Here is a 16,914-nt window from a genome sequence, read left to right on the forward strand (position 1 = left end):
TATGCTTAAAACTGCTCTATATTTTTAAATTGTCATAACCGTTTACTCTATGTGTAAACAGTTATGACATAGGGAGGAGGTTACTCTTTCAAATTAGTAATCTCGGAAATATCTAATTCAATTAACTTACTTTCACTTGGGATACCGTTGCTATCCCATCCCATTACTTGATAGTATTCATCAAGCATCTTTTTTAAGTCTATTGTGTGTCCTGCGCTTAGACCCTCTTTAAAGCTTTCCTTTAAGAATCTATTTGGCAGGGTATCATCTTTGCGATCAAAACCCTCTTGAATATTAAACAGTCTTTCAAGATTCAATATTCTCTCACCAATCTTAAGAATTTCTTCCTTAGATAATTCCATTCCTGATGCATGTTCTAAAAGTTGTTGTTGTCTACCCACATCTAGAACAAATCTCATTGTGGAACAAAGACCTAGAGAATCAACCAAAGCCATTTCTATTTGTGTGTCTTTCACAAGACCTGCTTTATCTTCTTCTGCAAATCTATCTCCTGGGATTTCAGCTCCCATAGTTGGTGATATCATATGATGGGCTCCTTTTGAAGATGTTGCGTAGGTTAAAGCCATACCTTTACATCCCCTTGGATCATAAGTTGCCAAGGGCAATCCTTTGCTATGCATGGCATATTTCTGGGCACCTAGTTTTTCTGATGCAGTTTTTACACCTTCGGCAAGTAAATCTCCAAGCCCATCTCTCTTGGCTATTTTATCTACTAGTGAAACAAGTTCATCACCGTTCCCAAATCTTAATTCCAGATTATCTGTATCTGATAGGTTAATGATTCCATTTTCAAAGCACTCCATAGCAAAGGATACAGTTGCTCCTATAGCCATAGTATCCATACCATAATAATCACATATTTCTGTTGCCTTAAGAATACTTTCCCAATCATTCACTCCACAATTTGCTCCCAGAAGTCCAACTGTTTCAAACTCAGGACCTTCGATATGCACTTTAGATCCTTTATAAAAGACTTTGGTATTTTTTCCGCAACCAATTGGACATGAATAACAGGATGCATCACCAACTACTATTTCATCTCGCATTTTATGCCCAACTAATTTATCTCCACCTTCAAAGTATCCTTGGGAAAAATTACGGGTCGACCAAAAACCCAATTTATTAATTCCGTCAAGCATTTCTACAGTACCATATCTGGTTCTTGCCTTTGCTTTTGGATGGATTTTAAACTCCTGGTAAAGATTTTTAACTAAGGATGCCATTTTTCCTTTTTGGGAAATCTCTATTTCACCAGTACCTCTAATTGCAATTGCCTTTAGGTTTTTTGACCCCATCACAGCTCCAGCTCCACCTCGTCCGAACTCACGGTGCCTGTCTGCTGTGATACAGGCCATTTTATTAAGTTTCTCACCTGCAGGCCCTATACATGCAACACGAACTGTATCATCATTACCTAATTCTTTTCTAATTTCATCACTTGTCTTAGGTATTAATTTGCCCCATAGATGATCTGCAGTTCTGATGGAAACTTCTCCATTATCAATCCATAAGTATACAGGTTCTGCAGATTTGCCTTCAACTATAAGTCCATCATAACCAGCAAACTTTAATTCAGGTCCCCAAAAGCCTCCACATAAAGACATGGAATAGGTATTTGTTAAAGGTGACTTGAAAGTAACTGATACCTTATTGCTTCCTGGAGCAATAGTTCCAATAACAGGGCCAGTAAAAAAGATAAGTTTATTATCCTCACCTAGGGGGTCTATTCCCCTGTCCAGTTCCTTGGCTAAATAGTAAGCACCAGCACCTCTTCCACCTAAATAATCCTTATATAAATGAAAGGGGATATTTTCTTCCTTAATATTTTTTGAAGTAAGATTAACTCTCAATAGTTTTCCAGTTACACTAACAGGAATTTTGGTCATTACTTCCTTCCCCCTTTTCTGTAGCACGTGCAATTCTGCTTCTTCTTTCTCTTCCAACTATTTCAGGTAAAATATACATTAATGCGTTTGTAGGACACTGATCAACACATTGTGGTTTGCCTTTACATAAATCACAGATCAGTACTGAATCCCCTGTAGTGTCTAATGATATGACACCATTAGGGCAAGCTATAATACATTTCCTACAAGCTACACAACGATTCGTATCAACTCTAATAGCACCTGTTTTCTCATCCTTTGATAAAGCATTTTCTGGACAAACAGAAATACATGGGGCAGGACTGCATTGTGTACATATTATGGGTATATTAACTCCGGTTTCTTCATTTTTATTAATATTAACCCTTGTCTTAGCTGGGCTAATGACCCCGTGATGACTCAAGCTACACCACTGCTCACATATACGACAACCTATACATTTCTGGTAATCTACTGCTAAAACCTTATGATGTGTCACTAGCATCCACCTCTAATCATATATTGTATTATTACATATTTACAATATAATTATATTTTGCAATAGGTTAAATGTCAATAAATATTGTTATGCAATATCTAAGATACTATGTTTTGCAGCCTGACTTGTATCTTTCTTTCCTTTTAGTTCTGATTAAATGCCATATCTCTGTACTAACTAATATCATTCCTTGTATTTGAATTAATTGAATCATTCATTTAAATTCTTTCTTAATTCAAAACATAGTGCCTTTCTAGTAAATTCAATAGAATTACCATGGAACTCGTAGTCCTCTGATCTAATGCCAAAAGATAATTTGCCCGCTAACTATGGTTTATCTCACCCTGAATAATAAACTTGTTTCAGCTAACTTACATCCTTTTCTCCCTTTAATTTATAATTATACTAAAACACCAAACTCCTGTGCTGCCTAGGATCAGACTTTGGATTAAGTTAGCTGTTTCCTCTTTTGATAAACAGGATTCTTGACTTCAAGTGGAGTTAACTTAATGAGCATCTGCTTTTTTTGCAGATGTACAGTTACTGCTAAATTCACTTTGCTAATTAATCAGAACTAGCATGAAAGTTATAGACCGAAACTTCATTTAATCGTTAGATTAAATAGTAATTGAACATAATTTTCATAGGTAGATGGTATTAACTCGACTAAGGCTTCCACCCTAAATAATAGCTTTGGCGTAAACTAAGTTTTGTTTTATGGGCATAGCTGAACCCATGCAAGGCCAGTGGTGATAGTCATCAGATAAAATATTAAATACAGTACTTATAAAAGAATATATAGTAATTAACTGAAACATTGATAGGGTAAGGTTTTTACTAAATAAAAAATGGCTCCTCTAAAATACAGAAACCATCTGATTATTGAACTCATTAATACCATTTCTTACAAGCACAGACAAATTAATCTACTTCTTATCAGTTCATCATATAACGAATGTGATAATTATCTATATTCTAATTCCCGTGCATCTTTCTCTCCCTTTATTTTTTGATGATATGATAAAAGCAAAACCCCGGTACTTACCAATAGCATTCCTTGTATTTGAATTGAAGAAATTCTTTCTCCCATAATTAAAAAACTGCTAATTGAGCTTGTGAGAAGCATTACCAAGAAAACTGATCTTACTGTCCAAGTTTCTAGCATTTGCAATCCATAATAATAGGTTGGGTATTGAAATAATTGGAGTAATATACATATAATTATAGGAATTTTAAATTCCGCAAGACCTACTAGTTGATTGGTTTGCCCTGTAAAAAGGATAGCTGTTAAATAGATAATACCACATAAGCAGGCATTAAAGCATGCCTTAATTGTTGCTGGTACATAACAAAGCTTATATCGTATTATTTGTGCATTAACTACTACTAAAAAAGTATGCAAAATAAAAAATATATCCCCTTGATTGACCGATAACTGACTCAAATCGATTTGTAATATTCTTAATGATCCCAGCATAAGTACGACTACAGCTACCCAATCTAAACCTTTCAACTTTTCCCCAAAAAATATACCGCCCAATAAAGCGGCAAACAAAACGTCTAGCCTGGTTATTATGGCAGAATTAACAGCTGAACTCAACTGAAGTCCCCAAAATAAAAGGAAATTCAAAATTGAAGCATTTATCCCCATGATTATCAAAAAGCCCAAATTGGCTTTAATTGCAGTTGCAAACTCATCAAGACCGTATCTGTAAATATTATATCCACCAAGAAGTATTCCCACAGTACTCAAAACCACAAATCCAAACACTATTGGTGTAGTGCTTAGTAATACAGATCTATTTAGAGTTAAATAAATTCCATTACTAAATGCTGATAGAAAAGTACTTAAAAGTCCAGACAAAGCCATCCCTTCTTTGGTGTTTATTAAACTGTCATGTTTATAAAAGAGCATGGTATCTTAGTGCATTTTAATAAAAAACAAAACAAAAACACTAAAGTCAAAATTCTAGTATAAGAGGCCTAACTATTTTTTTCCCTGCAATATCAATTTTAGTAGTTGGCCACCATTTGGGTACATAATCCAAAACTTGTTGAACTCCCTTTTCATCTACTAGTATAGTGCCCTCACTCTTTGTTCCTTTAAATGTTGGATTCCATCCAAACATTTGGTTAACCTGGACCTTTTCGACTCTTTCGCCAGCCCTGAATTCTCTAGGTGCATAGCCAATGGCCCCTCCCTGATGATGACCCTTCCATTCGTCAGGGTAACCTATACTAGCAAACTCCCTTTGACAGGCTTGAAATGCCAGATCACTAGCCTCACCAAGAATTGTATTTGCAATCATTGCTGCATCTATTTGGCATACTTTTAACTGCCTACTCTTTATATCTTCCGGAAGCTCACCAAGATAAAAAGCCCTGGTCAAGGTTATGTGTAAACCCCATTTTTCCCCCACTAAACTAATTAACCCATATTTCTCGAGTTTTTTTTCTGTAGGAACTGGGTGCCTGCATGTAAATAATCTTTCGTCTGTTCCCACTAATAAAACTGCTGGTTTAACCCCTTTTTGGAGTAATTCAAAACTAATACGAGCAGCTATCTCCTGCTCAGTTGTACCACTTTTAGTATCTACGCATATACTAGCTAGCTTTTCTGAGCAGATGAAGGCCACTTCTTTTGTCTTGTGTACCTCTGTTTCTGTCAAAGAAAAACGCATCCTATCTATATCATAACTTACCATTTCAAACCCTGGAACAGGAACATCACTTCCAACCCTTAAATCCTTTATTTTATCTTTAAGTACTTCAATTGGGTTGTTGTACCAATCATAGATTACTGCTTCATACTCATTAAATGGTATCTGCTCATTAGTTATCCTTTCAATTTCATTACAAGGAGCAAATACATATATTTTTCCTCTAAGGTATAGGATAAAAGAGCAGCCTCTTTCTGAGCCAGTAACAACTCTATTTGAACCTCCAGCTGTGAACCAGGAAAAATTCATGAATTTAAAAAAGCATAATCCATCTAACTTTAATTCTAAGCAAAGCTTTCTAATTCGCTCTTCTTTTATCCTTAACTCATCCTGAACTAATTGTGGTTGTATACTCATCTTAACACCTCTTAGTATTCTATAACATCAATATTTAAAAGCTTTCCTAATACTATAATCTCTTCTCTGACGTCACCATAACCAATAGCAAAATGAGGTTCCCATCCTGCTTGAACTGCACTATTAATAATCTGTGAAGCATTATTATCAGTCTTAATAACTACTGAAGTTCCTAGGAATTGCTTTGGTTCATCAAGTGCTTCTCCACCCATAAGAAAAATACGGAAGGTTCCATCTTCACTACGACCTAAGCGCATCACAGTTACTCTTCCAGGTCGTAATCCAAATTCCATTGTAGGACCTATCTTTCTATTTGGATGTACTCCAGCTCTAGCCCCAGTATCTGTTCTAGCTAAAGAACATGCCCCTGCACCACAGTGCCAAAAGGTTATGGTATTCTTTGTTTCATCTATGGATACTGGATCCCCAAAATAGGAAGAAATGGATGTAAGCTCCTTTAATATATACATGGAAACTGCACCATATACATCACCTTCACAGGAAGATACAACACCTTTATCTGTTAAACTTGACAAAACACCACAAACTGGTGCCTCGTATTCAACAAAGAAATCTGGCCAACACCTTGAAGCCAAGACATTTATTCCGTTATCTTCAACAAACCGAGTATAGGCCACCGATAGCCTTGCATATCTTTCTATATTTTCATTGGGTATCACTTCAATATTTTTTAATGTATTTTTTAATTCATCAATGTGACCTTGAAATTCTTCTTCTTTTAGAGCCTTAGCTTTGTTTATTATTTCTCTAGCTTCTATGTTCTCTAATCTAGCACCTATTACTCTTAATATATCTGTGTCAAGAGCATTAGCGAAATAAAAGCCCCCTGGAGCTGTTCCAACCACTCCAACTGTTATCTCACGTAAGCTATTCTTTAATTTAATAGCACTTACTACTACCTTAATCTTTTTTGCCACCTTTTCCTCACCTGGTGCACCAAGAATATAATCAAACTTTCTGCCCTGGCCCAAAAAAAGATTTCCTGCAGAAAAAGCACCCGTTAATGAGTTAAGGCGCAACCTGCCACCATCTATTACTGGTTCCATTACAGTCCATAATAATATGTGACAATCAAGCCTTCTCACCACTTCTGCTGCAAAGGCTGAATCTGCAAAAGTAGTGTTTTGAAAGATTACTAAGTCTGGCTTATGAGTGCTTTCAATATATTGACTTAGCACTTCAGGTGACGTAAGCACGTCTTTTGGCATCTGTATATCTGCAAAGATTTCCTTTAACATATTGCATGATTTTTGAAAAACATCTGAGGCACTTTCCATATGAAAACTAACCCTTCCTATGGGCAAATACGCTACTTTTATTTTAGTCATTTAAAAACACACTCCGCTTTTTAAATTTGATAAGAGGCAACTTCCTATCACCTTTTAGTCTCATGTTTAAGGTCAAATTTACTTAATTCTTACAGTATTTCCCCACATTCATCTTTCATATAATCATCAATACTGACTACTTTTCCAGTTGCAGCAGAGTGGTTACATGCCAGTACGGCTATTGTAGTTTTAACTGCATCTCGAATATTTGATTTAATTAAGCTTCTATCATTACTTCTAATGGCTGCGATAAAATCCTCATTTATTTCCCCTGATTTATCTTCAATAGTTTTTACTTCGCCACTAGAATATAGCTGAATATGACTTGGAGTAAAACGGCCTAAAAAGTCCTTAGCAATAATATCTAAAGCACAATTTTCAAGTAAACTTTGTTCCTTAATACTGTCATATAAAGCTAAAGTACCAGATATATTTCCAACAGTACCGTTCTTAAATGTTAAATTTATTGCATAACCATCCCAGTTATTAAAGTCTTCATCAACCCGGCAGTTACATGTATAGCTAGCTTTTACAGTATTAATCTCTCCTGCAAATAATCGTGCTAAATCTATTAAATGAATAAGCTGATCAACTACTGGACCACCACCCATATCTTTGTTAGCTATATGACTAATAGGGGGAATAGTCCAATACCAATGCCCATTAATTAAAGCTATAGGTTTATTTGTAAAAATATCTTTCAGTTTTTTTACTGTATTTTTATATCGAAACATATGTCCAGATGTACATATTATTCCCGAGTCTTCTATGGTCTTTAATACCTCATAGGCCTCTTTAACAGTTAATGCAATAGGTTTTTCTAAGAATAGATTAATCTTTTTTTCTGCCACAGCCTTAGCCATGCCAGCATGGGTACTGGTTGGGGTTGTGATATATACAGCATCAAAATCGTCTTCATTTAGCATTTGCTTATAATCATAATAAGCTTTAGCTCCAGTTTTTCGTGCCAGCAGTTCAACACTTTCTGACCGACCGCATATGCCAGAAATAATTACATCTTGCATATTTAATAGTTTTTCAACATAAATATTGGCCATTCTACCTGAACCTATAATCCCAATCTTATACTTCATTTACTACAACACTCCAATCCATTCAATTTCATTGCTACTAGCTTTTTTATATTAATCTGCACTATTCCCATTTTGTCTTCATATTATACTGACCATATTTAATAGCAGTTTGATACAATGTAATAATGTTTTCAGGGGGAGTTTCACCTTGAATAACATTGGCTGGTGCTATGATATAGCCACCGTCTTTGCCTAGGTCCTTCATCCTAGCTTGTACTTCCACTTTTACATCATCCACTGTTCCACATAGTGCCCTTTGCATATCTATTCCTCCATGAAAAACAAGTTCTGACCCATACTCCTTTTTAATTTTTATAGGATTCATATCTTTAGCTAAGTTTTGAATTGGATTCAATACATCTACACCTGCTTCAATGAAATATGGAATAAATGGATATACAGCACCACAGGTATGAAGCATAACCTTGGCATTTGGAGCTTTTTGTTTTATGAAGGAGAATAATTCCTTATGCAAAGGAAAAAATATCTCTTTATACATCGAAGGCGAAATAAATGGTGCTGATTGCATACCAAAGTCTTCAGAATAGGCAACCATCTGCACATAGCCTCCTACTTTATCAAGATATATGTCATATAATCCCAAATATATATTTAATAGTTTATCTAAGAGCTTATAGATGAACTTTTTATTACTTACAAGATCCATCATAAACCTTTCAAAACCCCTTAATATCCATCCATTATCAAAAAAACCAAAATAATGAGCGGCATGAGCTGATACTGCATAGTTAGTGTTTCTGGCCAAATATTCTGCACGCTCAGCAATACCATCAACTCTACCAGCATTGTATGGGTCAGGCCATGGGTATTTATCTAAATCAGTTTCGTCTAAACCATCTAAAGGGTTTAAAACTATAGCTTTCTCATTTCCTAAGAATTGGTACTTAATACCCCATTCATCAACTATTGTTCCATCATGATTAAACCTTCCATTACTGGTATTGGGCGGTTTAAGCCACACATGTCTAAAATCAATTTCCAAAGCTTCAAGCAGCTTTTCATCATAATAATTAGCTGTAAATCCATTTCGAAATGGTGATATCTCTTCTTTTAAATTCAGGTGATTTTTTAAAGCAAAGTATGCAGGATCATTTATAAAAGATGCCGAATTACATAAATCTAAAGGAACTCTATCAGGCAGTTTATGACTCAAGACTGTCAAAACCCTTTGACGAGAATTTAACATATTACCATCGCCTTTCATACTTTAATACTCTACAACCTCAATGTTCAGTAATGATGCTAACATCTTTAATTCTTCTTTAATATCTCCGTAAACAACCGAAAAATGAGGTTCCCATCCCTGTTTTATTGAGCCTTCAATAATGTGAGAAACATCATTATCTGTCTTAACCACTACCGAAGTTCCATAAAATTTCTTAGGCTCATCTAAAGCATCTCCAGTCATGACAAATAATCTGTACCCATTTCGACTCTTTCCTAAACGGCAAACCGTAACTCTACCAGATTTTAAACCGAATTCAAAGGTCAGTCCCACTTTGCGGTTTGTATGTTTTCCAGCTTCAATTTTTGTATCTTTTCTAGCTAAGGAACATGCACCTACACCACAATGCCAATATATTATGTAGTTATTATCCTTATCGTAATAAACAGGATCAGCTAGAAAAGGTGCAGTATTTGTCAAAAAGTGCTGAATATACATTGTTAAAGCGCCACCAATATCTGCTTCACACGCAGAAACTATACCTTCCTCAGTTAACATAGAAAGTGACGCACATACCGCTGCGTTATACTCGTCAAAAACTGTAGGCCAGCAGCGACTCGCTACAGCCCCAATATTATAGTCTTTAATATATTTTTTCAAAGCGGTCTTAAATCGTGCTGATTTTTCAACCTCAAGGTTATTTTCTTCAGTAATTCCTTCTATAGTTCTTTTTAGAAAGAGAAGAGTCTCTTTATATTCTGAGTAGTTTAGCTCATTTGCTTCTTTTATAACTCTATTAATATCTATTCGTTCTAATCTAACACCAATAGCTGATCTAAGCTGTAGGTCTAGCTCTTCACTAAAATAGAAGCCTGGAGGAAAGGAGCCAATTACTCCAATAGTAAGTTTTTGCAAGTGAGATTTAACATCAATTGTTTTAATATACTGAATAATTTTTTTTTGGAACGTAGAATCCTCTGGATTACCAAAAATGTAGTCAAATTTTTTGTCGAAGTTCATTAGTGCATTCCCAAAAGAATAACAACCTGTTAAAGAGTTTAGCCTCAATCTTGTACCATTTACGCTAGGTTCTTTTATACACCATAAAAGAATAGGGCAAGATAAGCTTTCGGCAATATCTATAGCCATTGTAGCGTCTACAAAGGTAGTGATTTGAATTAAAGCAAAGTCTATCATAGATTGCTCACCTAGATAGTTTTTAATCATATCTACATCAGTTAATATATTTGTTGGCACTATAAAACTGGGATGCAAAACCTTTAATATATTACAGGATCTTTGAAAATAATCTCCCGCTACTTCCATATCCCATTTATCCCTACCAAGTGGAAAAAACACAGGTTTCATGACTTTATTCTCCTTTTTACCTTAGATCAAACTCTTTTGCTTTAGTTTTTAAAAAAGATAAACCATCTTTAGCTAGGCTATCACTATCATTAGCAATATCTCGCCAAATAAAGGTATTTGCAGGGTTATCAACGTCCGACTTGAGAAAGGATTCGATACCTATTGCACCATTATAATCAATTTGCTTTAAAGACCTAAATACAGAGTCCCACTCCACATTGCCAGAACCTGGAGCACCCCGGTTACTATCGCTAGCATGAAAATGTATAAGTTCATGACCAACTAAATTAATTGTCTCTGCAAAGTTTTTTTCCTCAATATTCATATGATAAGTATCTAAGTGAACTCCAATATTCTCTTCCCCAACTAAATGAATAAAATCTAAGGCTTGTCGTGCTGTATTTAACAAATAGGTTTCATATCGATTAATTGGTTCAATTCCAAGAACCACAGAATAATCCTGGGCAAATTGTGCTACTTCTCTAATTGCTTCTACAGACCAGTTTATTTCATCACAAGTTGGACCACGCTTAACTGACTTATTCCATGGACAGTAGAGGACTCCTGTTAATAGTTGAGCACCAATTGCAGATACATTTTTTACAGTCTCTTTTAACAATTGGACTCCACTCTTTCGCATGTCTGGATCAGAGCTAGTAATATCTGCGCTTTGAGGTAATCCTAATCCGCATATTGCCTGCATTTGATTAGCTTCCAGCTCTCTCTTAATCTTTTTCGAGTTAATAACCTCTAGGTTTCTCATAGTTATTTCAAAAACATCAAAACCCATCTTCTTTGCTTTTTCAATAAGGTACATTTGATCATCTGACCAGCTGTACGTCCAAACAGCACAATGTATACCAAATTTAACCATCTTTTATCACCTAACCTTTTACAGAGCCACTTGTCATACCTGCAACTAAATAACGTTGGAGTAAAACAAATACTATAATAACTGGAACAGCTACTATTGTTGAAGCAGCCATCATTCCTCCCCAGTCATGCTTGAATTCTCCACCAAAGGCTATAATCATACCCGGAGGTAATGTCTTCATGCCTATATCATTTACTAACACTAATGGAAATAAGAGATTATTCCATGCATCTAAAAATGCAAAAACTGATGTTGCAACTATGCCTGGAACAATTAGAGGTAAGCATACTCTAATCATTGCCTGCATACGGCTGCATCCATCTACCATTGCAGCCTGTTCAATTTCAACAGGTACGCTATCTACAAAGCCCTTTATCATCCAAATACTAAAAGGTAGCGTAAAGGAGGTAAATGCCAAAATCAAGCCAGTATAGGTGTTTAGTAGATTAGCTTTTAAAAATACTAAATATAATGGTATTAATAAAACTACTAATGGAAACATTTGTGTAACCAATACGCCCATTAAAATAGGCTTTCTTAAAACAAACTTCATTCTAGATAATGCATACCCGGCAAATGTTGCTAATACTACGGCCAATACTAATGTTCCTAGAGAGGTAATAACACTATTTGTAAAGAAAGTCCAAATAGGAGTTATGCCACCACCAAGATTTTCATAATTTCCATAAGTTATCTGAGATGGCCATAGACTAGGAGGTACTTTAAATATATCAATATTGCTCTTTAAACTAGTGCTAAACATCCAAAAAATAGGAAATAAAGTCCAAACTAAGCTAAAGATTATTGTCAAACCAATAATTCCACTCCACACCCACGAAAAACGTCTTTTAATCACGATCACAAAACCCCCTTCTGTTAAAAGTCCTTTTGTAAAGATCTAACGTAGATTACAGATATAAGAAGTAAAATTACAACCCACACTATACCAATTGCTGATGCATAGCCCAAATCAAATTGTTCAAAAGCCTTTCTGTAAATATAAATAACTGAAGTGGTAGTTGAGTAAACTGGTCCCCCACCTGTCATTGTAAAGATGATTGGAAAATTATTGAAATTCCTTATTACCATAAGCAAACTTGCAATAACAAACGTGCCTTTTAAATATGGAAAGGTAACATGAAAAAATTCCTGCCATCTACTTGCCCCTTCAACATAAGCCGCCTCTTTTACATCCTCAGGAATAGCTTTTAAGCTAACTGCAAACATTAACATATAAAATGGAGCCTGATTCCATACGTGTGCAACAATTATAGCTATCATAGCTAATTGATCCCTCATAAGCCAAGGTAAGTAATCCTGAATAATGCCTAATTGCTGAAGTGTATAGTTTAAAATACCTACCTCAACATCAAAGATATACATAAATAAGTATCCTACTACTATGCCAGGTATCACCCATGGGACCAAAACAAGCCCCCGGAGTCCCTCAAGTCTCTGAGAAAGCTGATCTAATGCAATAGCCATTATTAGTCCTAATAGCAAGCCAATAGCTACGGTGAAAAAAGTAAAAACTATGGTATTTTTAAAGGCGATCCAAAATACCTGGTCATTTATTATTCTTGCATAATTATCTGTTAAGGAAAATGAAAATTGATCAGGTCTAGTAAGTTTATAATTAAAAAATGATAGATAAAATGCTCTCAGTAACGGGTAAATTATTACAAATCCCATTACCAACATGGATGGAATTATTAATGTCATTGCAAGCTTATTTGCAGATTCATAATTATATCTCTTCTTTTTATTATTCCTTGCAGAAAAAAATTTACCTATTGGTAACATATAAACACACCCTATTCTATATCTTGATGTATTATTCCATGATTAGAATATGCCTTGAAAATTGCCTCAATGGTTGTAAGTGACACTTCATCACCACATCCAACTTCCCCAATGTAGCCTCCTTGGGCCTTTCCAAGGTTACTAATTAAAAACTTAACTTCGTTGGAAGCTTCTTCTGGACTAATTCTATGGAGCTTTTGAAAATCTAACCTACCCCAGAAACATACTTTCTCAGCATAATTATCTCTTAACTGGTTAAAGTCAAATAAGTGAATCTGAAGATTAACAACATCAAAACCTATTTCTACAATATCGTCCATTATACTACTAATCATTCCATCACTATGCAGACAAGTAAGCTTGCCATGGTCATGAACTATACTAACCATTTCGTCATAGCAGGGCTTAAAAATATTTCTCCATGAACCGGGTGATATCATAAGACTGGTTTGTGTTCCCCAGTCATCTGAAAAGCATACTAAATCAATATCATACTTCAGATACTCTTTTAGTAGACTTAAGTTGTACTCCATTACCATATCTCTCAATTTAATCACTCTATCATCTTGATAACCTAAGTCCAATAATAGATTTTCAAAGCCCCTTAAAAAGTGCATTCTTTCAAAAAGCCTAATCCATCCGCCTTTAATGAATTTAGATCTTGTATTTTTTATATTTTCTGACATATTCCTAAATGAATCCTTTATCTCTTTAAATGGAACCCTATAACTACCTAGTTTGCTCCATTCGTCAATTGGATGCCCCTGGGGTATACCCTTGTATCCATATCCATTAGGATTATACCAGGTAACTCCCCAACTGTCTTTTACATAACCATCATGATAAGTTATATCTAAATCATGCTTTTCTTGGGATGAAAGTATTGTTGAAACATCATTAGGATATATTTTTATAATATCATGAATTTTTTCTTTATAAGATAGATAGGCACTCAGAAGTAGGTTATTATCCATAGGTACTCTATCTGGCTTTTCCAGTTTTATGGCCCTATATGTTCTTTCCTGCCCATTCATTAGGTAATTCTCCTTTGTTGTCTATTCTGCTTTGGAAATAAGAGGAAGTAGATAATTATCTACTTCCTCTTATTTAGTTATTATACTATTGTAAAAGCTCTTGTAATCTGCTTTCTGCATTGGCCCAAATTGCTTCGATTGACTTATCAGTACTAATTATTTCTTGAACGGAAGTCATGATTATTTCTGAAATCTCATTATAATCAGGTCCATATGGCAAGGCGACTACTGATGGTAATACCTCTTCCATAAAAGCTGTAGTAATAGGACTATCAGCTATTTGTGGGAATCTTTCAATTGCATCACTAGTTACTGGTGCATAGCCTACAGGTAAGATGTAATCTCTTATTCCACTTTCACTATTAACGAGGTATTCTATTAGCTTCATCGCAGAGTCCTTGTTAGCTGACTGTTTAAACACTACTAGACTGTGGTTTGTATCAGCCACATAACTTACACCATTACTGCCTGTAGGGGTTGTAGTAACACCCCAGGTGTTCCACACATCTTGCTCTGTCATATCAGTATTTAACGCTTGAATAACGCCTGACAGATAGGATCCATCAAAGCCAAAGAGTAATTTATTATCTGCAGCCGCTGGACGGAATTCACCATATTTTTTCCCTGGTTGACTATTACCTTCTTCCATGTGCTTTCTAACCCATTCACCATATTCTACCATGCCTGGTGTATTAATGTTTATATTTCCATTCATATCAACTGGTGGTGCTCCATCATTAAATGCCATCATAAAAGGCCACTGATGGAATAGACCAATTGTTCTAACGGTAGTATCAAGCTGAATCATTGTTACGTCACTTGGTAATACCCCTCTAGCCTGTTCTATTGCTTGATCTAATTCTACAATTGTTTTAGGTGGGTTATTAGGATCAAGACCAGCCTCTTCCATTAAGGTTTTATTGTACCAGAACCCATTTACTACGGGAGCCCATGGAACCGCATAGAGTTTTCCTTCCCATACTGCACCATCTAAAATGCTTTGGGGAATCTTATCCAAAAGTTCTTTTGGAATTATGTCATCAAGAGGCTCAAGAAAACCACCTGCAGCCAAAGTGATTACAGCATCCCCTTGCACTTGGGACACATCTGGAGAATTTCCACCTGCAGCCATAATAGTTATCTGCTGCATAGTATCTGATACAGGTATACCTATAACTTCAGCCTTAATGTTTGGGTTGTCAGAGTGGAAGTTCTCCATGACAGTTTGCATATTGTCTCTGGTACCTTCTTCAAGTGATACCCAATTAGTAAATTGTATGTTTACTATCTCATCAGTTGGATCCTGCGGCTCTGGTGTTGTATCATTTTGTCCGCATCCTCCTAGTACAACAAAAAGTAAAGCAAAAACAATCAATAGTGGCAAGAATCTAAATTTTCCTTTTTTCACTTATAACCCTCCTTTTAATTTGTAAGTAATTCCTTGAAACTCAGATTTACGAAATGAATAATTTTGCTTATCTAAAGGATCCCTCCTTTCAAATAAAACCTATTAATTATAAATTCATTGCGTTTGTACCACTATCAGCATCAAAGATGTGTATGAATTCTTTGCTAGCCCTTACTTTTATGTTTTCTCCAGAACATGGAATTCGTCCATATCCGCTAACCTTCATCACAATTTTGTCTTGTCCAGATGTAATCACATGGACAATTACTTCAGCCCCAATATATTCAACAATTTCCACAACCCCAGTTATTATTCCGTCTTGTTCATCGGGACTAACTGTATCTGTTAAGTTAATACACTCGGGACGAATCCCTAGAGTAACTTCTTCTTGTGCAAAATTATTAGCCACTTTATTTGTAACTTCAATAGAAACTTCTTTACCCTTAAATACCATTTTCTCTGACTCTTTTACCAGTTTTCCATTGATGAAATTCATGGGAGGAGTTCCTATAAATCCTGCAACGAAAGTGTTAACCGGCTTCATGTATATTTCATCAGGAGTTCCTAATTGCTGCAATAATCCATCCTTTAATACAGCTATTCTACTACCCATAGTCATTGCTTCTATTTGATCATGTGTAACATATATTGTGGTTGTTTTTAATTGCTGATGCAACTTAATTAGATCTGCTCTCATCTGAACCCTTAATTTGGCATCTAAGTTGCTAAGGGGTTCATCCATTAAGAAGACCTGAGGATGACGAACTATTGCTCTACCTAAAGCAACACGCTGACGCTGACCCCCTGATAACTGTTTAGGAAACCGATGCAAGTACTCAGTTATACCTAACATTTCAGCAGCTTCTTTTACTTGGTCTTCAATCAAGTTCTTTTTTATCTTTCTTAGACTGAGACTAAAAGCTATATTATCATAGATATTCTTATGCGGATATAATGCATAGTTTTGAAAAACCATGGCAATATCTCTGTTTTTTGGTTCTAGACTAGTTACCTCTTTGTTCCCAATATAAATTTCGCCGGAAGTTGGAGCTTCAAGTCCAGCAATCATCCTTAAGGTTGTACTCTTACCACAGCCTGATGGACCTACTAATACCAAAAACTCACCATCTTCAATTGTAAAGGTAATTTCTGATACTACAGGGGGACCACCAAAACTTTTAGTCAATTGTTCTAACCGCACCTCGGCCATATAATAAACCTCCAATCTGTTAGCTGAAAACTATTCTCTAGATAAAAAGCTAAAAGTTAGTGCATTATTCATAATGTATAATATTACAATATTGCTTATTTGCAATAATTATAAATCTCAGAACAA

At 35.4% G+C, this 16,914-nt stretch carries 14 protein-coding genes; all 14 read right to left on the bottom strand.

Annotation, left to right across the window (positions count from 1 at the left end):
* Positions 1-80 precede the first annotated feature (80 nt).
* Positions 81-1,907, bottom strand: a complete 1,827-nt coding sequence (locus APF76_09590) for a hypothetical protein (GenBank protein KUO48892.1) — start codon at positions 1,905-1,907, stop codon at positions 81-83.
* Positions 1,888-2,385, bottom strand: a complete 498-nt coding sequence (locus tag APF76_09595; protein KUO48893.1) for a hypothetical protein — start codon at positions 2,383-2,385, stop codon at positions 1,888-1,890. Before APF76_09595 ends, APF76_09590 begins: the two co-directional genes overlap by 20 nt.
* Positions 2,386-3,349: 964 nt before the next feature.
* Positions 3,350-4,249 carry a hypothetical protein gene (locus APF76_09600; protein KUO48894.1) on the bottom strand — a complete coding sequence of 300 codons (900 nt, stop codon included), beginning with the start codon at positions 4,247-4,249 and terminating at the stop codon, positions 3,350-3,352.
* 97 nt (positions 4,250-4,346) lie between these two features.
* Positions 4,347-5,462, bottom strand: coding sequence for a hypothetical protein (locus APF76_09605; protein KUO48895.1), 1,116 nt, complete (start codon positions 5,460-5,462; stop codon positions 4,347-4,349).
* Between the two features lie 11 nt (positions 5,463-5,473).
* Positions 5,474-6,811, bottom strand: a complete 1,338-nt coding sequence (locus APF76_09610; protein KUO48896.1) for a hypothetical protein — start codon at positions 6,809-6,811, stop codon at positions 5,474-5,476.
* 89 nt (positions 6,812-6,900) lie between these two features.
* Positions 6,901-7,905 carry a hypothetical protein gene (locus tag APF76_09615; protein ID KUO48897.1) on the bottom strand — a complete coding sequence of 335 codons (1,005 nt, stop codon included), beginning with the start codon at positions 7,903-7,905 and terminating at the stop codon, positions 6,901-6,903.
* A gap of 61 nt (positions 7,906-7,966) precedes the next feature.
* Positions 7,967-9,112, bottom strand: a complete 1,146-nt coding sequence (locus APF76_09620; protein KUO49090.1) for a uroporphyrinogen decarboxylase — start codon at positions 9,110-9,112, stop codon at positions 7,967-7,969.
* 21 nt (positions 9,113-9,133) lie between these two features.
* Positions 9,134-10,459: a hypothetical protein gene (locus tag APF76_09625; GenBank protein ID KUO48898.1), complete on the bottom strand. Its 1,326-nt coding sequence runs from the start codon at positions 10,457-10,459 to the stop codon at positions 9,134-9,136.
* 16 nt (positions 10,460-10,475) lie between these two features.
* Complete coding sequence (locus APF76_09630; GenBank protein KUO48899.1) at positions 10,476-11,333, bottom strand: hypothetical protein; 858 nt, start codon at positions 11,331-11,333, stop codon at positions 10,476-10,478.
* A 10-nt stretch (positions 11,334-11,343) separates the two neighbouring features.
* The gene (locus APF76_09635) at positions 11,344-12,189 is read right to left on the bottom strand and encodes an ABC transporter permease (GenBank protein ID KUO48900.1); all 846 of its coding nucleotides are present in this window, start codon (positions 12,187-12,189) and stop codon (positions 11,344-11,346) included.
* A gap of 20 nt (positions 12,190-12,209) precedes the next feature.
* Positions 12,210-13,136, bottom strand: a complete 927-nt coding sequence (locus tag APF76_09640; protein KUO48901.1) for an ABC transporter permease — start codon at positions 13,134-13,136, stop codon at positions 12,210-12,212.
* Positions 13,137-13,147: 11 nt separating this feature from the next.
* Entirely contained in the window at positions 13,148-14,170 is a 1,023-nt protein-coding gene (locus tag APF76_09645; GenBank protein KUO48902.1) for a hypothetical protein, read from the bottom strand.
* Between the two features lie 85 nt (positions 14,171-14,255).
* Positions 14,256-15,578, bottom strand: a complete 1,323-nt coding sequence (locus APF76_09650) for a hypothetical protein (GenBank protein ID KUO48903.1) — start codon at positions 15,576-15,578, stop codon at positions 14,256-14,258.
* Between the two features lie 106 nt (positions 15,579-15,684).
* Positions 15,685-16,788, bottom strand: coding sequence for a hypothetical protein (locus APF76_09655; GenBank protein KUO48904.1), 1,104 nt, complete (start codon positions 16,786-16,788; stop codon positions 15,685-15,687).
* Between the last annotated feature and the right edge of the window lie 126 nt (positions 16,789-16,914).

Origin of the sequence: Desulfitibacter sp. BRH_c19 (assembly GCA_001515945.1) — a bacterium.
Taxonomy (GTDB): domain Bacteria; phylum Bacillota; class DSM-16504; order Desulfitibacterales; family Desulfitibacteraceae; genus Desulfitibacter.